This is a genomic window from Sphingomonas sp. KC8 (genome assembly GCF_002151445.1).
GTDB lineage: Bacteria > Pseudomonadota > Alphaproteobacteria > Sphingomonadales > Sphingomonadaceae > Sphingomonas_E.
Genome location: NZ_CP016306.1, coordinates 2271673 through 2294150, shown reverse-complemented (window position 1 = coordinate 2294150; position 22478 = coordinate 2271673). Strand labels below are relative to the sequence as shown.

Sequence of the window (22478 nt, the reverse complement as noted above, 5' to 3'; positions counted from 1 at the left end):
GGCAGAAGGTGCACGCGCGATGATCACTCTGCGTCCCGCGTCGGCTGCCCGCCGCAATAATGCGCGGCAGGAGCAGCAGCGACTGGAAACGCGAAAGGCCTTGCTGGCCGCCGCTGTCGAGGTGTTTGGCGCGCGCGGCTATCTCGACACCTCGGTCGAACATGTCCTGGCCCGAGCAAATGTCAGCAGGGCGGCCTTTTATCGTCAGTTTGACAGCAAGCTCGCGCTTGTCTGCGCGCTTGCGAGCGATTTTGTGCCGAACTGGCGCCCGGTTTTCGACAGCTTGATGGTTCTAAGTGCACCTTCGATAGACGATCTCGAGCAATGGGCGCGGCTGCACATCGCCTTCCACCGCGACAATCAGGCGATCTGCGGGCTGCTGACCCAGGTGGCGGGGTTGGAGGACCGGCTTTACTGGCAACTCGCCGACCAGCGCGATGCGCTTATCACCGATCTGGGACAGCGTTTTGACACGTTTCGTCAAGCCGCCGAGGACCCGGCAATGCGCCTGCGCGCGCGCCTTCTCCTCGCCCAGATTGACGAAACCTGCTTCCTGATCGTTCGGGGGCGCATTCCGGATCCCGGCCACCATGCGCCACGGCTGATCGCAGAGCAGATTCATGCGCTGCTGCAATTTTAGGGGGCTGCATTATATGCACCATCCTTCGGAAAATATCGCGACGGTCGGTATACCGCCCACCCGCACCGCCCAAATATCTGGCGCGGCATTCGCTTTGCCTGTTGCGATCCACCCCGCCATTGCCGCGTTCGAGGTGTGGGAGGGTAAAGCATGCACTTGATCGGTATGCTGGTTTTGGCGGCGGCCGCGATCTCGGCCGCAGCGCTGAGCCGCAACGACAAGCGTCCGGAATTGCCGGCCATGCCGCAAAATATTGTCTCCCTGAACCTGTGCGCCGACCAGTATCTCCTCGCCCTTGCCGATCGCAGCCAGATCGCCGCACTGACACAGTTCGCGAGTGATCCCGCGATGTCGGCGGCGGCAAATGAGGTGCGCGGACTCAAGCAAATTTCCGGCAGTGCAGAAGAAGTGCTGGCACTGCAGCCCGATCTCATCATCGCCAGCCCTACGCGGCGTCGAGAGACGATGGCGGTGTTGAAAGGCTATCGGCTCCACACATTCGACCTTCCATCAGCCGAAAATTACACCGATGTGGTGGTGCAGATCCGCGAAGTCGCGCAGGCGGTGGGCCATCCCGATCGCGGTGAGGCGCTGATCGCGCGCATGGATGCGGCACTGGCCAGATTGCAACCCGTCCATGATGCGCCGGTCGCCGCTTACTACCAGCGTCGCGGGTATCTCACGGGGACCGACACGCTGGTCGATGATCTTATGACCCGGGTCGGGCTGGTAAACCTCGCGGACCAGCTTGATCGCGCAAAGGTATCACGGCTTTCGATCGAACAGATGGTTGCGGCGAAACCCGATTACCTGATCGTTGAGGGCGGCAGCGAGCATGCCACCGATCGCGGCAATGAAATGCTGCGCCATCCAGCCCTCGCGGCGATACCCCGGCTGCGGTTGCCCCAAGCGTGGACCGTGTGTGGTGGCCCGGCTTATGTCAGCGCAACCGAGAGCCTGGTGGCGCAGATGGCGGGCCGACGCTAAAATTCGATGCCGGCCTGTGCTTTCACACCGCTGCGGAAGGGGTGTTTGACGAGTGTCATTTCGGTCACGAGATCGGCCGCTTCGATCAATGCTTCGGGCGCGTTACGGCCGGTGACGATGACGTGCTTCATCTCCGGCTTGGCGGTCAGCACGGCCAAAACTTCGTCTAGCGGAAGATAATCGTAACGCAGGACGATGTTGAGTTCATCGGCAAGGACCATGTGGTAGGATGGATCGGCGATCATCCGTTTCACTTCCTCCCACGCTTCCCGGGCCACGGCGATGTCACGCGCACGGTCTTGCGTGTCCCAGGTGAAGCCTTCGCCCATCGGCTTGAATTCGATATTGGCTGGAAAAGCGTCGAACACCACTTTTTCGCCGGTCGTCATCGCGCCCTTGACGAACTGGACGACACCGACCTTTCGGCCATGGCCGATCGCCCGGACGACCATGCCCAGCGCCGCCGTCGTCTTGCCTTTGCCTTTGCCGGTATGGACGATCAGCAATCCCTGTTCGCGGGTCTTGCTGACCATGATCTTGTCATGAGCCGCCTGCTTCTTCTTCATCTTTTCGTTGTGGCGGTCATCGTCTGACTGCTGTGCGTCGGGGGCATGCATTGGTTTACTCCTGCAATTGCGCGAGGATCTGCCCCGCGCTGTTCGATCTGGGTTTCCAGAGGTTGCGATCCAGCGCTTCGGTGAGCCGTGTTGCGGTTTCGCGCAGTGCGGCGGGATTGGCCTCTGCCATGAAGGTCCGCACATGTTCATCCTCGATGAAGGCGGCGTAGACAGCGTCAAAATGGTGATTGCGCACTGCATGTGTTGTCGCGGCAAAGGCGAAGAGATAGTCGACCGATGCCGCGATTTCGAACGCCCCCTTGTAGCCGTGGCGCATCACGCCGGCGATCCACTTGGGATTGGTGACACGCGCGCGGACGATACGGCCGATCTCATCTTCCAGGGTTCGGATGACGGGACGTTCGGGGCGGCTGTGATCATTGTGATAGGAAAGCGGCCTGCGCCCGGACAGATGCTCGACGGCTGCGGCGATCCCGCCTTCGAACTGGTAGTAATCGTCGCTGTCGAGTAGATCGTGTTCGCGGTTGTCCTGATTCTGGATGAGCGCGTCGGCCGAAGCGAGCCGATCGGCGAAAAGCGTGCGCTCCTGAGCGCCTTCGACGCCGGCGCCATAAGCATAGCCGCCCCAGTCCAGATAGCTGGCCGCCAGATCGGCGCGGTCGTGCCAGAGCCGTTCGTCGATCATCGCCTGCAGGCCTGCCCCATAAGCACCCGGTTTCGAACCGAAGACGCGGTGCCCGGCGCGCCGCGTGGCCGTTTCAGGCGCGACGCCCTGGCCAATGAGATGCGCCGTTTCAGCGCGGCGGCGCGCGGCGGCGGGATTGTCTTCGGGTGCCTCGTCGAGGCCCATCACCTGCCGTGCCGCACTATCGATAAGATCGATCTGCTCGGGAAAGGCGTCGCGGAAGAAGCCCGAAACGCGCAGCGTCACATCGATGCGCGGCCGGCCGAGTTCGGCAAGCGTGATGATCTCGAAGCCGGTTACGCGGCCCGACGTCCATTCCCATCGCGGGCGCACGCCCATCAGGGCAAGGGCTTGCGCGATGTCGTCGCCGCCCGTTCGCATGTTGGCGGTGCCCCAGGCGGAAAGAGCGATTGCGGCAGGATATTTCCCCTCCCGCTGGAAATAATCGGCCACGATCAAGTCGGCCGAACGCCAACCGAGATCCCAGGCCGTGGCCGTTGGCACGGTCCGGCTGTCGACCGAATAGAAATTGCGCCCGGTGGGCAGAACATCGGGGCGCCCCCGCGTCGGTGCGCCCGACGGGCCGGGAAGAACGAACCGACCGTCGAGTGCCGTCAGCAACGCGGTCTGTTCGGCTGCCCCGCACACATCCACACGCGGCGCGAGCGTCCGGGCAATATGTGCGATTACCGCGGTTGACGCCGGGCCGGGACATGGGGCGCCCTCAACGAGTGCGATGGCCATCAATTCCAGCCGCTCAACCGTATCGCCCAGCGTACGCCATGGATCGGCAGACAGGATGGCAAGTGCCGTTGGCTTTTCCCCCACCCACGGATCAGCCAGCCGGCAATCGAGTGGATCAAGATCAAGGTCGAAATCGTCAGCCAGCGCCCGCAGCAGCGATGCTTCGCCGGGATGGTCATAGCCGCGCGGGCAGCGTGCCAATGCGACAAGCAGGTCCGTGCGCAACCGCCCTTCGGGTGAGCGGGTGAAGACGTGCAGCCCATCACGGATCTGCATCTCCTTCAACTCGCATAGATAATTGTCAATTGCGGACAGCGCATCCTCGCCTTCGCCCGCTGCGCCTGCGTCGTTATCCAGCCCGTGGGCACGGGCGAGATCGATGATCTCGCGTCGCAAATGTTCCAGCCGGCGTGGATCCATGCCCGCGGCCAGATAATATTCGTCGACGAGCGCTTCGAGTTGTTTGAGTGGCCCGTAGCTTTCGGCCCGGGTCAATGGCGGGGTGAGATGATCCAGAATCACGGCGCCGATCCTGCGCTTGGCCTGCGTGCCTTCGCCCGGATCGTTGACGATGAATGGGTAGAGTTGCGGCACAGGCCCCGCGCACAATTCGGGAAAACAGGTTTCGGACAGGGCGATCGCCTTGCCCGGCAACCATTCCAGATTGCCGTGCTTGCCGACGTGGATGATCGCATGTGCGCCGAAATGCCGGTTCAGCCAGAGATGGAAGGCGAGATAGTAATGGGGCGGGACGAGCGCGGGATCGTGATAGCTTGATTTCGGATCCACATTGTAGCCGCGCGCCGGCTGGACTGCGACTACGACATTGCCGAAGCGGTGAACCGCAAGGCTGAAGGCGCCGTCGCGAACGAACGGATCGGTTTGGGGTTTACCCCAGCGGTCAACAATCGCTTGCTGCACGGTTGACGGCAGGGTCGAGAAATATGCCTCATAATCCGCAAGCGGCAAGGTTGTCCGCGCGATGCGACCGGGCGACGTAAGATCGTTGGTGACACCGCTTAGCATGCGTCGGATCAGTGCATCGGCTTCGCGTGGCGCATCGCCTACGGAATAGCTGGCTTCGGCCAGTGCCCCGAGTATCGCGGCGGTGCTGGCGGGTGTGTCCAGCCCGACGCCATTACCGATGCGCCCGTCGCGATTGGGATAATTGGCGAGTATCAGCGCCACCCTGCGGTCAACCGGAGCAGCGCGGCGCAGTTTGACCCAATTGGCCGCAAGGTCGGCGACGAAATCGACCCGGTTCGGTATCACTTTGGGAACGACAATGTTGCATTCGGTACGTGCGTCGAAGCGTTCCGATGCCTTGAATGCGACGGCGCGCGTGAAGATTCGACCATCGACTTCAGGCAGCGCGACATTCATCGCAAGATCGCGCGGGCCGAGGCCACGGGCACTCTCTTTCCACGCACTTTCTTCCACCCCCGCAAACACCGCTTGCAGGATCGGGCAGTCGGCGGCTTCAAGGGTGGATGGGGTACGCGGCTCGCCGGGGGTGGTGGCTGCAAAGGCGGTGGTATTGACGATCACGTCGGGTGCGGTTTCCGTCAGCAATTCCTGGAGCCAGCGCATCGCGAAGGGATCGCGCAGGGCGCGGACATGCACAGGAACCACGTTCAGGCCCCGTGTGGTGAGCGCGTCGATCATCGCATCGACGGCATCCAATGTTCCGGCAATGAGCAAGGCCCGGTAGAAAACCAGCAGCGCGACCGGTTGGCCGGCCGTCCACCTATCCCGCACATCGTCGAGCGTCGGCCGCTCAATTCCGCGGACATAGAGGCCGGCGTCCGCGATAGTGATGGCGCTGCCAGGTTCGCCCGCATCCAATCCCGCGAGGCGTGCGGCGATGCGCAGGAAGGTTGTGGCGTTGGTGATGCCGCCTTGCCGCAGGCAGATGGCCAGCCTTTCGATGATTTCGGGCGAAACGGTCGAGGCGGCGGTCAGGGCGGGATCGACATCGGTGCCATTGGAAAAAGCAGCAAAAGGGATGCCTTGTGCGCGCGCGACGGCTGCGATCTCGTCAATGCCGTAGGGCCAGTAGCTTTTGCCGCCCAGCAGGATCACGGCGACGAAGCGCGCTTTGGCGATGACCTTTTCGATATAGAGATCGACCGAATAAGGATGGCGGAGCTGGAGCAGGTTGGCGAGGCGGACCCGCGGGCCGCCGTCGCCGATCTGCGCCGCCGCCTGTGCGAAGCAGGCCAGTTCGCTGTCCGCCACGGTCAGCACCACGATATCGCCCGGTGACTGGTCGAGATTGATCGCCTCGTCACCGTCGGAGATCGTGCCTGGCGTGGCGGACAGGAGGTGCATCAGACGAACGCCCCGGAAAAGCCGGACTCGATTGCCTGGCGGTCGAGACCCTTTTGCCCGATCACGACAAGTTGTGACGCAGGCTCTTCGCCGGGTGCCCATGTGCGATCGAAATAGTGCTGGATGCGTGGGCCAACGGCCTGGATCACCAGGCGCGCCGGGCGATCTTGGACCGCAACCAGACCCTTGATCCGGAGAATATCATGCGTAGCAATCAATGTTTCCATCCGTTGCAGCAGCAGTTCAATCGACGTGACGGCTGATCCGCGAATGACAAAGCTGTCGAAGTCATCATGGTCGTGATCCATATCGCCATCATGGTGTGACGGCCGTGTTTCCAGGTCGTCCTCCGCCGTCGCGGACAAGCCGAGCAGCGTGCCGGCATCGACCGCACCATGGTTGGCCCGCACGATTTTCACGCCTGGGCGTATCTCGCCGCTGATTTTGGCTGCGATCGCGGCGAGCGCATCGGTCGACACCAGATCGCATTTGTTGAGAATGACCATGTCGGCGCATGCAAGCTGGTCCTCGAACAATTCTTCGAGAGGGCTGTCATGGTCGAGCGAGGCATCCGCCAGACGCGCCGCCGTGAGTGCTTCCTCGTCGGTTGCAAAACGCCCTGCCGCCACGGCATCGGCATCGATGAGCGCAATGACCCCATCGACCGTGGCGCGCGTGCGGATGCCGGGCCACTGGAACGCCTTTACCAGCGGCTTTGGCAGCGCAAGGCCCGAGGTTTCGATGATAATATGTTCGGGTGGGTTCGGACGGTCGAGCAGCTTTTGCATTGTCGGCAGGAAATCATCGGCGACGGTGCAGCAGATGCAGCCGTTGGCAAGCTCGACAATATCGTCTTCGGGGCAGGATGCGTCATTGCAGCCTTTGACCAGTTCGCGGTCGACGCCGACGTCGCCAAACTCGTTGATGATGAGGGCGAAACGCCGGCCCTTTGCATTGGCCAGCAGATGGCGGATCAAAGTCGTCTTTCCGGCACCAAGGAAGCCGGTGATGACGGTGGTGGCAATCTTGCTCATATGTTGTTTTCCTTGGACAAAGGCGCAACCTCGATCGCGTCGAAGCCTTTCCAGCGGTAGATGAGGGTGCTCAGCCCCCAACAGGCGATGAAAAGCCCGATGATGAGGAAGCCGAGCGTGTTGAAATGTTCGGAAAGCATGACCGCCCCCGCCCATGGTTCGCCGGTGAAGCCGAATTTTTCCGAGAGCAGCGCGATGGTCTGGATGCCGCCTATGACCAGAGCGACGAGCGCCGAGATCAGGGTGATCGTCATGTTGTAGTAGAGCTTGCGGATCGGCTTCACGAACGCCCATTCATAGGCGCCGAGCATGATGACCCCGTCGGCGCTGTCGATCAGCGCCATGCCGGCTGCGAACAGCGCCGGAAGCACGAGAACCGCGCCGACCGAGATGCCATCCGCTGCATGCGCTCCGGAAAGCCCGAGAATGGCGACTTCGGTCGCGGTGTCGAAGCCAAGCCCGAAGAGGAAGCCCAGGGGGGCCATATGCCAGCTCTTGCGCACCATCCCGAAGAGCGGCCGGAAGAGCCGGGCGATCAGGCCGCGCCCTGCGAGCAGCATGTCGAGATCTTCGTCGGTATAGCTGCCGTCGGCACGCACCCGCTGAAAGCGCACCCAGACGCCGTGCAGGATGATGAAATTCATGATCGCGATCGCGAACAGGAAACTGGCCGAGATGATCGTCGCGATGATACCGCCGGTGGCGCCCAGAGATTCGAAATCGGCCAGCGTGCTGGCAGTCATGGCGATCGCGGTGGCCGCAATCAGCACGATCGCCGAATGGCCGATGGCAAACCACAGGCCGACTGCAATAGGGCGCTGACCATCCTGCATCAGCTTGCGGGTCACGTTGTCGATCGCCGCTATGTGATCGGCGTCAACGGCGTGGCGCAGGCCCAGGCTCCAGGCAAGGAATGCCGTTCCCAACATCACCGGATTGTTGGCGAAAAGGCTGAAAGCCCATACCCAGGCCCCGATATTGGCGGCGGCGAGGGCCGCGAACAGCAAGATGATACGTCGCTTCAGCGGCTTGGACGCAGACGTGCGGGTCATGCAGCGCCTCCTTCAAGGGGTGGACGGGAATTGCGGCGGCGCCGGTTGTGGAGCCGGCGGAGATCGCGGCACGCCTTTGCGATCGCCATCGACGTTCCCGTCGCGCAGACGAGCGTGACCATGATGAGCAACGGAAGGATGACCAGATCCCAAAGCGGCCGACGTCGCAGGATGGGAAAATCGAAACTGTGGAGACCGTGCTGAAGCCAGCGGAACAGGCGTGCATTGCCATCAAAGGCACGAAGCCGCCGGCCGGTGCGGGAATCGATATAGAGCCGGGTTCGTTCGGCGTCGCGCAACACCGCACGCCACACCGGCAAGGTCACCGGATATTTATGCTGGTAATAATAAGCGTCCTCCACGTCGATCAGCTGGAGGGATTCGATCGGCGGGCCGTTGGCGAGTGCCGCCGCCAATTCGGGGCGCGCCAGCGGCGATATGCGGCCCATTGCATCGATCCGCGTCTGGGTGCCACCAGCCGACACCGCTGCGAAGAATAGCCGGCCGCCCAGCGGAGCGATTTCCAGCCGAACCGTGCCCGCAGGCAAGGAAGTCATGCGGCCAAGCGCCCCGGTGACCATGGCCCAAGGCATTTGAGTTGTTAGCTTTTCCCGTTCGGCAAAGCCGGCTTCGCTGTCCAGGATGCCCCAGGGATTCATCGAAAGGAGGCCGCTGGCGACCCAGCCCAGCGTCAATATGCCGAACAGCAGGCCGGACATATGGTGCCACCACCAAAGGCCACGATACGCAGATTTGATCTTGCCGTGGCGATTGCGCCGCAGGCGGGCAACGCCCACCCACAGGCCCGTGATCGTCAGGAAGCAACCGAGAAGCGATGCCCAGATAACCAACTGGGACCATAATGCTCCGTCCTGCCGGAGCAGTGTCGGATAAAGCCAGTGCGGCACAGCGCCGAGCCAGCCCCAGAATCGTTCGGTGCGGGTCGTCTGCTGGACGATTTCGCCGGATGCCGCGACATATGCTGTAGCACCATCGGAATAATCGATACGATGGAGTGGTTGATGGCGCCGGAAGGTCTGGACGGTCCATTGGTCGATGCCGGCCGGTGTTGCGGCCAGCGCCGTGCCACCGATTCCGAAATGCTTGCCGAAGCTACGGCCCACCGCCAAGGCTTCCGCTGCCGATAGCCCGGTGATCGGGCTGGCCGTGGCAAGATCGATGCTGGCAGGCGCGGCACGCATCTGCGCGATTGATCGGGCCGGATCGGCTGCGGGCGTAATACGCAGCACAGGCCGCCCGGCCATCATTTCTACCCGCGCGGCGGACAGACGCAAATCGGGTTCCAGGCGGACCTCCGGCCAGACCCTTGCATCCGGAAGCTGCAGGGGCGCCAGCCCCTGCACCTGTTCGGCAGGCAGCAGCCGAGGATAATCCGAATACATCATGACGAAGCCTGACAGGCACCACATCGTCATGATGATTCCGACCAGGATGCCCAGCCAGCGATGAAGGAAGAGGATAGGGCGCAGCATTGCGGCGCTCCCCCTAAATGCTCAGACCATAACTGACCCGGAGCGTCCGCGGCACGCCACGGGTGAAGTATAGGAAACGGCCGCTGCCATCATCGCGCTGCGCGGAGCCGTAACCCCGCGTCGCATAGTCATTGTCGAACATGTTCTCGATGTTGATGCCGAGACGATGTCGCCGGGCGCTGCCATCTGGATACAGATGGAAACCGGCGCCAACGACCGCATAATTGCCGTAATTCTGCCGCGCGAAGCCGGCCGGCGAGGACCATGTATCCCCGACCCAATTGACCGAAAGATTAGTGCCGAACGGGCGATCCGCGGGTGCATAGGCGATCGAGCCGCTGGCGAATTGCTTCGGCGTCCGATCACGCTGGCGATCCGATCCCTGGTTGCGTGCCCGGGTGACAGTATAGCTGCCGCTGAGATGCCAGGCCTCTGCCAGCACCGCGCTGAGTTGAAATTCGCCACCCTCGACTTTCACGCGTCTATCGACATTGACGTAGATGCCGTCGGGAAATGCCGGGTCGTTGAATGAAACATCGATGAGATTATCGATGCGACGCCTGAAATAGGTTGCCCGCCAGGTCAGCGCGCCCGTGGCGAGAGTGCCGCCGGTTGCGACGTTGAGATTGAGGCTTTCCTCCGGCTTCAGGTTCGGGTTGCCGCGTTCGCAGCAGGGATCGATCTGATAGAGTTGCGAGGCGTCGGGCAGGATGAAGGATGTGCCGCCGATGGCCTCGACATACAAACTGGCGGTGACATCGGACCGGCCGGAGACGTTCCAGACCGTCGTCTGCGCACCACCCGTCTTGTTGTAGCGCAAGCCCGCTGCAAACCGCCCGCGGCGGGACAGATCATCGGTCGTGCGAACCTGGAAGGTGCCTGCGTGAACCCGTTCCTTGCTCTTGCCGATCAGCAGAACGTCGTCGCGGCCGCTGAAATTCTGGTAATCATAGCCGACCAGATATTCCAACCCGCGATGGGGCTTCAGTTTGACCAGCGCGCTGCCGCCAAAATCGCGGTACCCCCAGAATGTACCCTCCGGGTAGATGACGACCGGTGCGCCGGTGGCCGGATCATTGCGGATCTGGATGTAGGCTGTCTTCCAGTCGTGGAAATAGCCTTTGAGGAAGAACTGGACCGTGTCGTTGCCGACATAATCGAGCCGGACGCTTGCTATTTCCTCGTTGCGGTCATTGCGGCTTTCGCGGGTACGGATTGCGCTCAGATTGTCGAGTCTGGCCTCTGTGTGCTGATATTGCAGATTGAACGCGAAGTCCGCGCCCAGATCATACTGATATTTGCCGCCGACGGACCAGAGTTCATAGCCGCGCTTGCGGTCCGTCGCGCTCGGTTCCATCGCGCTGAACGGCTGGTAGCCCTCCGATCGGTTGCGCGACGCATAGGCGACGAACCGGTGCCGGCCGATGCTGCCGCGGAGGTAGCCGTCAAGATTGGTTCCTGCGCGATTATCGACGCTGCCGTTGATCTGGCCGTTGAAGTCATCGCTGAACGATCGTGTGACGATGTTGATGACGCCGGCCGCCGCCTGGGTGCCGTAGAACAGGCTCTCGCCACCCTTCAGCACCTCGATCCGTTCGATCATGCTGGCGGGCAGCGTGTCGTTGGGTGAAGTTCCGCCGTAAAGGCGGTTGTTGATGCGGATACCGTCGACCGCCCACAAAATATCCTGGGTGCGCGATCCCTGCAACGACAGGTCGACATAGCTGAACGGGCCACTTGCCGGCTTGATGTAAAGCCCCGGCACCAGTTCCAAAGCGGCGGCGACATCGACGAAGGCGCCGTCCTTGACCAGTTTTTCGGTCACAACCTCGATCGCACTGCCGTAATGGGCCAACTCTTGCGGGAGCGTTTCTTCCAGCCCCGCGCCCGTGACCACGATGTCGGCTACGTTCTCCGCCCGGGCGATGTGGCCTGAACATACGAAAACAGTGGCCAGCGCCACCTGCGAAATATTCCTGAACTGCATTTGGGATTACCCCCGTCGGCATCAGCGAAACCAGGCGGGGAGCGTCCGCGCGAACGGCCAGCGCGCGTCACCGGGCGGATGCCATCGGCACCCGGCCACGCGAACCGGTGCGGCTCCCGCCGCACAAAGCGTCGCTCAGACGGAGTTCCGTGCCACGACCAGCCCCTGGGCCACAGCAAGAGCGACCAGACGCTGGCAGGTCTCCTGGCTCGCGGGTCACAGCTTGATGCACGGCCTTCCCAGGCCTCGCATGATTTAGCGTCCGGCCCAGTGGCTGCCTGCCCCGAATATCGGGACCGACGATATGCGTCTCGCTCACCGCTTACAGTTGCAGGGACAGCCGCGGATTTGGGCGATCGGAACCGCCCGCACCGCATTCCCTATTAAGTCCCTCTCGGGACACCGGCGCGATCATGAAACCATCCGTTGGGATGGTTTCATGCGGGGGCATAAGGCGATAGCGATGAAATTCCAAGCCCCAAGCTCAAGCGCCGCGGTTGGCCGCGAAGTCGCTGTAGAGATTTAGGAGTTAAATTGGCCTGGGCCACGCAGACAATGAAAGCGGACCTGCCACCGCCGTTTCACACTGCCTGACGTGGCGCAACCAGTAGCAAATCTGCCAGCTTTTCCGCGATCATGATCACCGTCGCATTCGGATCGCCGGTCGTGATTCTGGGCATGATCGACGCATCGGCGACACGCAGGCCGCTTATACCGCGCACCCGGAGCTTATCATCCACCACGGCGAGCATGTCGTTGCCCATCCGGCATGTGCCCACGGCCTCATAATTCACGCCGATCGTGCGCCTGAAATAGGCTTCCAGATCATCATCCCGCTCGACATCGGCGCCCGGCGTTACTTCACGCCCACGGAACTGGGCATAGGCCTTCTGACCAAAGATCTTTCGGGAAATTCTCACGCCGCGCCGCAGCACCTCGCGATCACGCTCATGACCCAGATAATTCGCGTCGATGATCGGAGGCGCCAGCGGATCGGGCGAGCGCAGCCTGAGTTCCCCGCGGCTTTCAGGCCGGGTCAGGATAACCAAATTCGAAACACCATGTTCGGCGGCGACACCGCCTGCCGGATCGGTGAGGATCGGAATGAAATAATATTTGAGATCCAAGTGTGAGTTTCCGGGCGCGCCGGATCGCAAGTAGGCCACGGCATCCGTGCTGTTGCTGGCAATCAGGCCCTTTCTGGCGGCCATATATCTGATGACCGTGCGCGCCATCATGAGAGGGCTGCCAATATATTTGTAGTCCGTAACCGGTTCGGGACAGGTGAATTGCACTTGCGTCCCGACATGATCGTGCAGGTTCTGGCCGACACCTTTGAGATCCAGAACCGGATCGATTCCGACGGACCGCAGGTGAACGGCGTCACCGATTCCCGATAACATGAGCAGCTGGGCGGACTGGAACGTGCCAGCGCTCACGATGATTTCGGAGCCGGCGTACATGCGCTTGAGCGCGCCGTGCTGGCGATATTCGACGCCGATGACGCGGGATCCGTCGAACAGCAATTTCGTGACATATGCCTGCGTCTCGATCTTGAGATTGGGGCGACGCCGTGCCGGATTCAGATAGGCGACGGCCGTACTGATCCGGCGGCCTTTATAGATCGTTCGTTCCGATGGACCAAAGCCTTCGGAGTTGGCCCCATTATGATCGTCGTTGTAGGAAAATCCGGTCTCTTGTGCGGCTTGAAGCCATGCTCGGATGACCGGGCTTTCGATCTGTGCCCTGGTGACACGCAACGGACCGGAATTGCCGTGATAGTCGTTCCCGGCATGTTCGTTATTCTCGGCCTTCTTGAAATAGGCAAGCACATCGCGATAGGACCATCCGGCATTGCCGCTTTCGGCCCATCCGTCGAAAATCTCGGGCGCGCCGCGGCTGTAGCACATGCCGTTGATGGAACTGCTGCCCCCAAGAACCTTGCCTCGCGCGTCGTGGAGTATGCGGTTGTCGAGATGCTTTTGCGGGGCCGTTTCATAGTTCCAGCTGAACATGCCCCGCTGAAGCATTGGCAGGAAACCGGCCGGGATGTGGATCAGCGGGTTACGGTCCTTGCCGCCCGCTTCGAGCAGCAGCACCTTGTTTCGGGGGTCGGCGGATAGCCGGTTGGCCAGGACGCAGCCCGCCGAACCGGCGCCGATGACAATATAATCAAAATCGGGTTGGGCAGACATGCAGATCAGGCCTCTCTGATTGGTTCGAACTATTACTCGGATGAAGGCTTTCGCGGGTTTCTGGCGGCGGTCGCCGTCGGACCGTGCCGCCGTGATCCCCATTCTGCGTCAAAGGATGTTCAGCCGCTGGGCGATGCGGGCTGCCGGAATCAGCAGGTGCCGGATCAACACTTCGTGTTTGCGCTGGAACGATACCGGTTCCAGTTGTTCGATGGGGAAGGGCAGCGCGTCCATGCGGTCGCGTTGCAGCCCTTCGGCCAGGATCTTGCCCATCAGTGGCGCCATCACATTGCCCCAGGCATTGCAGTACATCAGCCCGTACAGGCCGGGTTGCAGTTCGAACACGCCGGGAAATTCCTTGTCGCGCATCGCCACACGGCCGGTCCAATAGGCTTCCAGTTCGATCCGCATATGCCGGGTTGCGGGCCAGGTACGGTGGATCCAGCGCAACTGGTTCTGGAAATGCCAGGCGGCATCCGACGATCCCCCTATCTTCGGGATCGACGACAGAATCAGCCGGTTATGCCTGTCGCGGACGAGCGGATTGAGATCGACCGGCACCTGCGCGAAGGTCGCGCCGCCGGGCATGATATGATCCAGCGCCTCGGCTGGCAGCGGCCGGGTGGTCAGGGCGTAGGCGGTGAGCGGATAGAAGCCCTTGGTGAATTGGGGCACGACATCTGTCGGATAAGCATTGGTGCAGAAGATCACGCGGCCGGCACGAACGATGCCGCCCGTCGTGGACAAACGCCAGCGCCCGCCGTCCTTGCCGAGCGTCAGCGCCTCGCTGTCGCCATAAACCGCCGCGCCCATACGCACCGCGGCGGCAATCATGCCGTTGGTGAAGCGATAGGGGTTAACCCGCCCGCCATTTTCATAAACCACGCCGAACGGATAATAATCCGATCCGGTAGCCGTTTTCATGTCCGCGCCAGTCAGCGGCGTGACTTTCTGAAAGCCCATGTCTTGCAGATAGGCAGACCTGGCCAGGAAATCCTGGAAGGTCGCGCGTCTGGTCATGCCGTTCAGATAGCCCGAACGCGTCGCATCGCAGTCGATCCCATGCTTCTGCGACAGATCAAACGGGATCGTGTGGTGTTCGCGAAAGATGTTGATGAACTTCCGGCCGCCATCGGGGAAGGCGGCAAGCAGCTGCATGTCCTTCAGGATCGGCAGGACGTGACCGGCGTTGCGTCCAGATGCGCCCCAGCCGGGCTGGCGGGCCTCCACCACCGCGACCCGTATGCCCGCTTCGGCCAGATGCAGGGCGAGCGAACTGCCGGCCAAACCGGCGCCGACGATGGCGACATCGACATCGACATCGCCTTCAAGGGCCGGATAGCGCGTGGCCAGCCCTTCGGGCATTGTCCAGCCGCTCGTTTCGACGGGAACCAGTCCATGCTCGAATTGGATCTGCTGGTCCGTCAGTGTTTTGGCATCATTGCTGTCGCGAGGGACCATGGCTGCTCCTGGAAACGATCGGTCTGAAAAGGGGGCTTGGCTGGCCGAAGCGGTGGCTCCGCCAATCGCACTGCGCGGTGGCGCGTTTAATCCCGCCGCTTCACGCATAACGTTATGAAGGCGGCCAATATCGTCAGCAGACCGCAGATAATGATCGGCGGCACGTAGCTGCCGCGGGCATCATAAAGCCATCCCGTCGCCACAGGCGCCAACGCACCTATCAACCCGGTGATGGTGAGCGTCACGCCCAGCATCGTCGCGAAGGCGCGCGCGCCGATAAGATCAGCCAGCAGCATTGGGCCGATCTGACTCGGCAATCCGCCGGCTAGCCCCCAGAGCAGGATGAAGCCGGCAATTGCCGCGCCATTTCCCATCGTTTGCGACCCGGTTACGCCCAGCAGACACAATGTTCCTGCGGCCTGGAGCAGCAGAACACCGGGCAATGCGGCTTTCGCGCCGTAGCGATCGGCCAGGGCGCCGCCGACGAACAGGCCGGGCAATGCCATCAGATTGGTCGCGCTGTAGATCGTGACCGCATGATCCTGCGCGAACCCGTGGCGAAGGAAGAAGGCCACAATACTGAACAGGATGCCGTTCATGCACAGCTGGCTTAACGTCAGGGCCGCAGTAAGCAGCCAGTAAGCCGGCAGCTTGGCGACATCGCCGGCGGCTGGACCGGTCGTTCCAGCGGATGCGCCGTCTGTCGCAGAATGACCCGCAGATGTGGTTTCGTGTGATATGCGTATCAACGCCGCAAGAGGCAGACATACGGCGCCAATCGCACTGCCCCCGATGAGGAACGTTGCGCGCCAGCCATATTCCGCGATGAGCAAGGCGCTTATGGAGGGCACGATTGACCCTGCAAGGGCGCAGGCACCGATAAACGCGCCTATCGCCAGCCCGCGACGAGCATCAAAGCAGCGCGTGATCGCGGCAACCCCGGGGACGATCGTGGCGATGCCAGCCCCGCAACCGGTAAGCGCCATCGCTCCCATGAAAAAAGCCAGCGTATTCGACAGGCTGGCGACCGCCCAGCCGATTCCCGTCGCCGCGGTGCCGATCGCGATGGCGCCGCGAACACCCAGGCCCGCCATCAAGCGACCGGACAGAAGATTGCCGATGCTCATGCCCACCAACATGGCAACCGGGAGACAGCCCATTTCAGCTTCGTGCCAGCCAAACTCTTGTTGCAGCACCGGCAGATAGACACTGAGCGAGGTGAGTGTGACGCCGATAATGGCAAAGGCGATAAGTGACAGCACGAATACCAGGAGCCACGCCCGCCGGTTGGCCGATACCGATCGTGACGCGGCGATGGTATCGCTGTCCTTGCATGCCAGTGCGACAATCTGGGCGGTGTCCCCGCATCCGCGGCTCATCCGACCTGCTCTTTTAGCCGCCAACCGGTCCCGCTGATGTTCATATGTGCTGCGGCCATGGTCGCTCCCTTCCAGCAGGTGTCTTTATTCGCTTGAGGGTGAGCCTGTTCGCGCCTGCCTAGTAACAATACATATTGTCCTGTTAGTTTCAATGGTGTTTGCGGCTGCTGCTTGAAAGCCTTGGTATCGCTGGCCTAGGAGGAACCATGACACGCGGCACGATTCGTCCTGGAGGACGCACTGAAAAGGTTCGCAGGACCGTCGCATCGACAGTGCTCGAATTGATCAAGGATGGCGCAACCGAGTTTACCATCGTCGATGTGGTGCAACGTTCCGGCATTGCGCGATCCACCATTTATGCGCGCTGGCCGACGCGCGAGGCGCTGATCGCCGAAGCCCTCACCGCGCATAATTCCGAGTTCAAGTTCACGGAAAGCGGCGATTGGCAGGCGGATCTTCACCAGATCGCACGCTCATTTTTCGATTTCGCCATGCAGCCCAATGAAATCGCGGTAAATTCCCTGGTCGCTTATATGGGGTCGGGTTTCCTGCATCAGGAAACATGGCGACAGTGGTATGAGATTAGTCATGGCCTTGCCGAAACACTGCGTCGCGCCCAGGCCGCCGGGGAAATCCGTGAGGGGGTCAATCCCGTAACGGTCATCACCACCATATTGACGACAATTACCGCCCTGGTTGTCATCGCAAAACAGCCCCCCACCGAGGATTTTTTGCGGGAACTGGTCGATGTTCAGATCGCGGGTTGCGCGGTTCGGCCCTGATTACCCAATATGGATTCAAGCGAGATGCCGGGGCCAGATCATCCGATCCCGGCTTGATGATCGTTCGCTTCAATAAGTCAGTTTCGCATCGATGCCGAGCGTGCGTGGTTTTTTGAACGATGCACTGCCGAAGCCGAGATCGCCGAAATCGATGCCGAAATCGATGTTCCTGTCATTGGTCAGATTGTCGCCCCACAGGCTCAGATCCAGCGCGCCGCCACCCACTTCGATGCCGGCAAGGCCGATGCGCGCGCGCAGATTATGGTCGGGCCGTGACCGGAGTTCGCGGTTGAACTTGTTGATGCGATCGAGCGTGAACCAGTAGATCGTGCTGCGATACGCGTAATCGGTACGCAGCGACAATGTGGCAAAGCCGATATCCGCTTCATATTGCGCGCCGATGTGCGAATTGAACTTCGCGGTTTGCGACATGCGCGCTTCATTGGCCACGTTGGTGACCATGTCGGTCTGTGGATCGCGGTAGAGATAGGTCTTGTAGGTGGGATCGGTGTAGCCGAACGACATATCCAGCGTCAGCCCATCGACGGGGATCGCCGTGATTTCGGCCTCGATCCCTTTGTACACAACCTTGCCGGCATTGATGATCGTCGAAGTGGCGCCGCCGCTACCCGCCTCGAACTGCGATATCTGCAGATCCTTATAGTCGACATAAAAAGCCGCAAGATTGGTCCGCAGGCGACGGTCGAACCATTCCGCCTTGATGCCCCCTTCATAGGAAACCACCTTTTCCGGGGCGAACGTGTTGATCGTGCTCGACGCGGGATTGATGCCGCCCGAACGAAACCCACTGGATGCGCGAACATATGCCATCGCAGCGTTCGAGAATTTATAGTTGGCGGATAGCAGCCATGACAGATTCTCGAACGCGGCTCGCGCTGGCCGCGGCGGATTCACATCGCCTGCCAGGAGCAGCGTCTTCTGATCCCAAGTATAGCGCAGGCCGGCCGTCAGTTCGAGGTTGCCGCCATTCGGCGTGTAGCTTGTCTGCCCGAACAGTGCGTAGGATTCGGCGGTGCCACGGAACGCCTGCAGCGGCGCCAGGTTCACGCCGGCGTCGCCGCCTGGCAGAACAAAGGTCAGTTGCTGGAAATTGGCTTCCGATGACTTCTCGTTGAAGTAGAAGGCGCCTGCGACATAGCTGAAATCGCCCGATTTGCCGAGCGCCTGGAATTCCTGCGAAATCTGACGCTGGCGCTGCGGTGTGTAGCCATCATAGGGATTAACCGTGTTGATTCCCTCCGGGATGACGGTGCCGTCAACGAACAGGATCGGGTTGAGGGTGAAGCCCTTGAGCACACCATTGCCAGACAGCGAGTTGGTGCCATCCTGCCGGTATTTGCGATAAGCGGTGATCGACTTGAGCGTCAGTTCGGGCAGAGCTTCATAGTTGAGTGTCAGAGCGTGGCCCTGCACCTTCGCCCTGACGCCGATTGTCGGCACGCCATCGGGGTTGAGCACATAGGCCTGCTGGCCCTGCCGCAACCCATTGGTGCCGATCTGGAACGGAGCACCACCAAGTGCAGCCGATTACCCGAAATAATTGCGGACATCATCTGTCGCCGCAACGACCTGGAAGAAGGATGGCGTACCTTCGCGCTGGTTATAATCGAACATGTAGTTGACGGTCAGCTTGCCGAAGTCGCCTTGCACTGCCACTGTCACCGCATCGCTGTTGAGCGCGCCGGGATCCTTGCTCGAAGGCGCCAGTGTGTTGTCGAAGAAGCCATCTCGCTGACGGTGCTGGTAGGACAAGGCGGCCTTGATCGGCAGGCCACCGAGATAGCCAGTGTCGACGCGCGCGCGGGCAAACCAATCGCCGAAACGGGCATAGCCGCCCTTCGCCTCAAGGCCCATCTCGCTAGATGGTTTTTTGCTGACAAGCTGGATAGCCCCGCCGACGCTGTTGCGCCCGAACAGCGTGCCCTGCGGGCCGCGCAGTACTTCGATGCGCTCAAGATCGACCAGATCGAAGATCGCACCGGCCGAACGGGCAATATAGACGCCGTCGAGATAGATGCCGACCCCCTGTTCGGACACGGCCGAAGGCGAGGCATTGCCAATCCCGCGGATATAGACCGATGCAGCGGTGATCGCGGCGGGTTGCTGGCTGATGCTCAGGTTCGGGGTGAATTGCGGGACGGCGGAAACGTCCTGAATGTTGAGCTTGTCGATCATCAGGCCCGACAGGGCGGTGACCGCGACTGGTGTGGTTTGAAGATTTTCCTGCGTGCGCCGTGCCGTCACGACGATCTCGTCGAGCTGGCCTGACGCCGCGGGTTTATCCCCATCGTTGACGACCGCAGCCACGGACGGAGTGGCCACAAAACCTGCGCCGGCAAGCAACAGACCCTTTAACGCGATTCCCTTCAGCATCAGCATGTCCCCACGCATTAAATATTTGATAAAGCATATAAATCTGAAGTTTCTGATCGTTCAGAGAGATAGCGCTGATCGGCATAACGTGCTTTCAAACAAGACACAATGTCCTGTTTGAAAATTGAACGCATGCTGGTAGGAGATTGCCGTCAGCCGCGCGTGCGTGGTGCTCCGGTTCAGCGGGCCGCGTTCGAAGCGGGCAGATAGATTGGGGAGAATATTGTGTCGGATCAGATCAACGCGGCAGATTATGGCTTTTCGCCTGCCATCGTATCTGGTGGATTTCTGTTCTGTTCCGGGCAGATCGGCATGGATGCGGATGGCAGTGTCCCCGCTGACCCGGATCGCCAATTCGCATTGGCATTTGCGGCGCTTCGCGCGTTGCTCGAACAATATGGCTGCAATGCCGGGGACGTCGTCGATCTGACGACATTCCACATCGGCTATCCAGGGCATATGGACATTTTCATGAAGCAGAAAGCTGCGTTTCAGGGATCGGCTCGTCCCGCTTGGACCGCGATAGGCGTGGCGGCGCTCGGCCACCCCGAGTCGCTTGTCGAGATCAAGGCGGTCGCCAAAATCAGGCAGCCGTAATTACACTTCCATAAGGATATTCCGAATGATCATGACCCCGACCCTCGGTTCACCCGCCACCCCCGTGATTATCACGGGCGGCGCTTCGGGCATTGGGCTGGCCTGTGCACAGGCGTTGGCTGGCGTAGGGCGCCCTGTCGCCTTGTGGGATATCAACACTGCAAAGGCGGTGGAATCCGCCATGGCGATTGCTGCCGAATATGGCGTTGCCGCGGTCGGCATAGGCGTGGATCTGCGCAGCCTTGACGCCATCGGCCCGGCATTGGATGCCACGCGTGCCGCGATCGGCGCGCCGGGCGGCCTCGTTCACGCGGCGGGCATTGTCGACACAGGTTCACTCGAAGGGATTACGGCGCAAAGCTGGGAAGATGGCATCGGCATTCACCTGCGCGCGTTCACCTTCATCACTCAGGCGATCCACGTCGATCTTGCCGCCCAGCCAGGTTCGGCGATCGTCGCGATCACCTCGATCAACGCCACGCTCGGAAATGCGCTCAATCCCATCTACAGCGCGGCGAAGGGCGGATTGCTGTCATTGGTGCGTTCGCTGGCCGATCGGCTCGGCCGCGACGGTATCCGTATCAATTCGGTGTCGCCGGGGCAGATTTTGACGCCGATGATGAAGCCGGCGATCGAAAACCTGCCCGAACGTTTCTTCGAAAGCCGCATCCTGCTCGATCGCATCGGCGAGCCTGAAGAAATCGGCCGTGTCGTCCGTTTCCTCCTGTCCACGGAGGCCAGTTACATCACGGCCGCCGAAATCGTTGTCGATGGCGGGAACATATCATCGCAGCGCTGATAGGTTTGGGTGTGTCGCCAATCCCGATCTTCACGATGTGATGGTTTCGAAGGTTGGCCCAGATCGCCTGTTCCCGGTGAGTTCGGTCGCGCGACGCCTATGTTCGTCGAGAAGCACGCACGTGATTTTATTGCATTTTATGCAACGAAAATCACGTGCGTGCTCGGGTCATGCGGCGGCGATCGGTCTGGACTGTAGCCAGAGATCGCGTCATCATTTCCAATTGCACCATCGGCTGCAAATTGTTCGCGCAATTTGAAAACAAAAGGCCGAGGTCGATTGGGGGGTCGCAAAAGATGCGTTTCAATGGACGGGCCTTGGCCATGGCGGCGTGCGCCATATTGCCCATTCTTACCCCGGCACCCGTGTTCGCGCATGATGAAGATATCTTTGCGCCGGTACCGGAAAATGGCCTGTCATGGGAGGTGCTGATGTCCTCCGACGCGATCGAATGGACTGATGAGGCCACCGGAACGCAGCATCTTCGACCCGCTTATTCGGCGGAAGTCGTCGCCCAGCGCGGTAAGAAAGTTACCGTGGCGGGTTTCATGATGGCGACCACGGAAGCTGCCGAACAGGATCATTTTCTGCTCTTTGCATCGCCACCGGATTGCCTGTTCCACATGACGGTCGGGCCGACCCGCTTCATCGAGGTGCGGATGGACAAACCCATCGCCCTGCGTACCGGCGCCATCACGATAACCGGCCATCTCGAACTCGTCGACCAACCCAAAGGCGGGGTTTTCTACCGCATCAGTGACGGCCATACCGTCGGGACGCATTAAGGTGGATCAACTGCGGGCCGGTGGCTCGATGGGCGATCGTGGGGCAGCCGGTGCGCGGCCTTTAACCGACCTCGATAATTATGACGTCAAAATCCTGCGTGCACTGGTTCGCAATGGCCGGATCAGCTGGCGTGATCTCGCCGACAGGATCGGCTTGTCGCTGACGCCCACATTGCGCCGTGTGCGCAAGCTGGAGACGCAAGGGTTTATAGAAGGCTATACAGCAACCCTCGACGAACGACGGCTCGCGGGTACCTTGAGCGCGTTCATTTCGGTCAGGCTGGAACGCCAGTCCGAAGATGCGCTTTCGGTGTTCGAGGAGCGTGTCACGCGGTTGACCGAAGTCACCAGTTGTTTCCAGACGACAGGCAATGCCGATTACCTGATCCGTGTCGTCGTGCATGATCTCGAGCATTACCAGAAACTGCTGTCGGAACTGACCCGCATCCCGAACGTGGCGCACATCACATCGAGCTTCGCGCTCAAATCGGTTGTGCGCAGGCCCGGCCTGTCGATGTGAAACCCGCCGGTTCGAGTGACGCGAACCAGCGGGAT

The 22478-nt window shown here is 61.1% G+C and carries 19 protein-coding genes and 1 riboswitch; of the genes, 7 read left to right on the top strand and 12 right to left on the bottom strand.

All coding sequences use genetic code 11. From position 1 onward, the window contains the following. Positions 1-19 precede the first annotated feature (19 nt). Together KC8_RS10860 and KC8_RS10855 are read left to right on the top strand one after the other, a co-directional pair. Positions 20-640: a TetR/AcrR family transcriptional regulator gene (locus KC8_RS10860; protein ID WP_010126165.1), complete on the top strand. Its 621-nt coding sequence runs from the start codon at positions 20-22 to the stop codon at positions 638-640. Between the two features lie 150 nt (positions 641-790). Then, the gene (locus KC8_RS10855) at positions 791-1627 is read left to right on the top strand and encodes an ABC transporter substrate-binding protein (RefSeq protein WP_050805425.1); all 837 of its coding nucleotides are present in this window, start codon (positions 791-793) and stop codon (positions 1625-1627) included. Here KC8_RS10855 and cobO read toward each other — a convergent pair. From cobO to KC8_RS10810, 9 genes are all read right to left on the bottom strand, one after another. Next, positions 1624-2244 (bottom strand): cob(I)yrinic acid a,c-diamide adenosyltransferase, encoded by a 621-nt coding sequence (gene cobO, locus KC8_RS10850; RefSeq protein WP_010126163.1) that lies wholly within the window; start codon positions 2242-2244, stop codon positions 1624-1626. The two genes, KC8_RS10855 and cobO, sit on opposite strands and share 4 nt — an antisense overlap. A 4-nt stretch (positions 2245-2248) precedes the next feature. Beyond that, entirely contained in the window at positions 2249-5965 is a 3717-nt protein-coding gene (cobN, locus tag KC8_RS10845; RefSeq protein WP_010126162.1) for a cobaltochelatase subunit CobN, read from the bottom strand. Next, positions 5965-6999, bottom strand: a complete 1035-nt coding sequence (cobW, locus tag KC8_RS10840) for a cobalamin biosynthesis protein CobW (protein WP_010126161.1) — start codon at positions 6997-6999, stop codon at positions 5965-5967. The genes cobN and cobW overlap by 1 nt, the downstream gene beginning before the upstream one ends. Further along, the gene (locus KC8_RS10835) at positions 6996-8051 is read right to left on the bottom strand and encodes a HoxN/HupN/NixA family nickel/cobalt transporter (protein WP_010126160.1); all 1056 of its coding nucleotides are present in this window, start codon (positions 8049-8051) and stop codon (positions 6996-6998) included. Before KC8_RS10835 ends, cobW begins: the two co-directional genes overlap by 4 nt. After that, complete coding sequence (locus tag KC8_RS10830; protein ID WP_010126158.1) at positions 8048-9544, bottom strand: PepSY domain-containing protein; 1497 nt, start codon at positions 9542-9544, stop codon at positions 8048-8050. The genes KC8_RS10835 and KC8_RS10830 overlap by 4 nt, the downstream gene beginning before the upstream one ends. 13 nt (positions 9545-9557) lie before the next feature. Continuing rightward, positions 9558-11531, bottom strand: coding sequence for a TonB-dependent receptor plug domain-containing protein (locus tag KC8_RS10825; RefSeq protein ID WP_010126157.1), 1974 nt, complete (start codon positions 11529-11531; stop codon positions 9558-9560). Between the two features lie 177 nt (positions 11532-11708). Further along, a riboswitch (cobalamin riboswitch) is annotated at positions 11709-11953 on the bottom strand. 159 nt (positions 11954-12112) lie between these two features. Then, entirely contained in the window at positions 12113-13726 is a 1614-nt protein-coding gene (locus KC8_RS10820) for a GMC family oxidoreductase (protein ID WP_010126156.1), read from the bottom strand. A 108-nt stretch (positions 13727-13834) separates the two neighbouring features. Continuing rightward, positions 13835-15187 (bottom strand): NAD(P)/FAD-dependent oxidoreductase, encoded by a 1353-nt coding sequence (locus KC8_RS10815; protein WP_010126155.1) that lies wholly within the window; start codon positions 15185-15187, stop codon positions 13835-13837. 86 nt (positions 15188-15273) lie between these two features. Further along, the gene (locus tag KC8_RS10810; RefSeq protein ID WP_010126154.1) at positions 15274-16566 is read right to left on the bottom strand and encodes an MFS transporter; all 1293 of its coding nucleotides are present in this window, start codon (positions 16564-16566) and stop codon (positions 15274-15276) included. 206 nt (positions 16567-16772) lie between these two features. Between KC8_RS10810 and KC8_RS10805 the strand changes: the two genes are divergently transcribed. Continuing rightward, positions 16773-17348: a TetR/AcrR family transcriptional regulator gene (locus KC8_RS10805; protein ID WP_083831256.1), complete on the top strand. Its 576-nt coding sequence runs from the start codon at positions 16773-16775 to the stop codon at positions 17346-17348. A 69-nt stretch (positions 17349-17417) separates the two neighbouring features. Here the strand turns inward: KC8_RS10805 and KC8_RS10800 are convergent, their stop codons facing one another. Further along, positions 17418-18851: a TonB-dependent receptor gene (locus tag KC8_RS10800; protein WP_050805424.1), complete on the bottom strand. Its 1434-nt coding sequence runs from the start codon at positions 18849-18851 to the stop codon at positions 17418-17420. 45 nt (positions 18852-18896) lie between these two features. Next, positions 18897-19742 (bottom strand): TonB-dependent receptor, encoded by an 846-nt coding sequence (locus tag KC8_RS10795; RefSeq protein WP_158217679.1) that lies wholly within the window; start codon positions 19740-19742, stop codon positions 18897-18899. 225 nt (positions 19743-19967) lie between these two features. On the opposite strand from KC8_RS10795, the gene KC8_RS10790 reads away from it, so the two are divergent. Together KC8_RS10790 and KC8_RS10785 are read left to right on the top strand one after the other, a co-directional pair. Then, on the top strand, positions 19968-20339 hold the full coding sequence (locus KC8_RS10790) for a RidA family protein (RefSeq protein ID WP_010126152.1): 372 nt from the start codon (positions 19968-19970) through the stop codon (positions 20337-20339). 25 nt (positions 20340-20364) lie between these two features. Continuing rightward, on the top strand, positions 20365-21138 hold the full coding sequence (locus KC8_RS10785; RefSeq protein WP_010126150.1) for an SDR family NAD(P)-dependent oxidoreductase: 774 nt from the start codon (positions 20365-20367) through the stop codon (positions 21136-21138). Between the two features lie 151 nt (positions 21139-21289). Here KC8_RS10785 and KC8_RS20305 read toward each other — a convergent pair whose 3' ends face one another. Next, positions 21290-21478 (bottom strand): hypothetical protein, encoded by a 189-nt coding sequence (locus tag KC8_RS20305; RefSeq protein WP_138956709.1) that lies wholly within the window; start codon positions 21476-21478, stop codon positions 21290-21292. A gap of 1 nt (position 21479) precedes the next feature. Here KC8_RS20305 and KC8_RS10780 point away from each other — a divergent pair, with 1 nt between their 5' ends. Then, complete coding sequence (locus KC8_RS10780) at positions 21480-21923, top strand: hypothetical protein (protein WP_138956708.1); 444 nt, start codon at positions 21480-21482, stop codon at positions 21921-21923. Between the two features lies 1 nt (position 21924). Next, positions 21925-22443 (top strand): Lrp/AsnC family transcriptional regulator, encoded by a 519-nt coding sequence (locus KC8_RS10775; protein ID WP_232455520.1) that lies wholly within the window; start codon positions 21925-21927, stop codon positions 22441-22443. Positions 22444-22478: the final 35 nt, after the last annotated feature.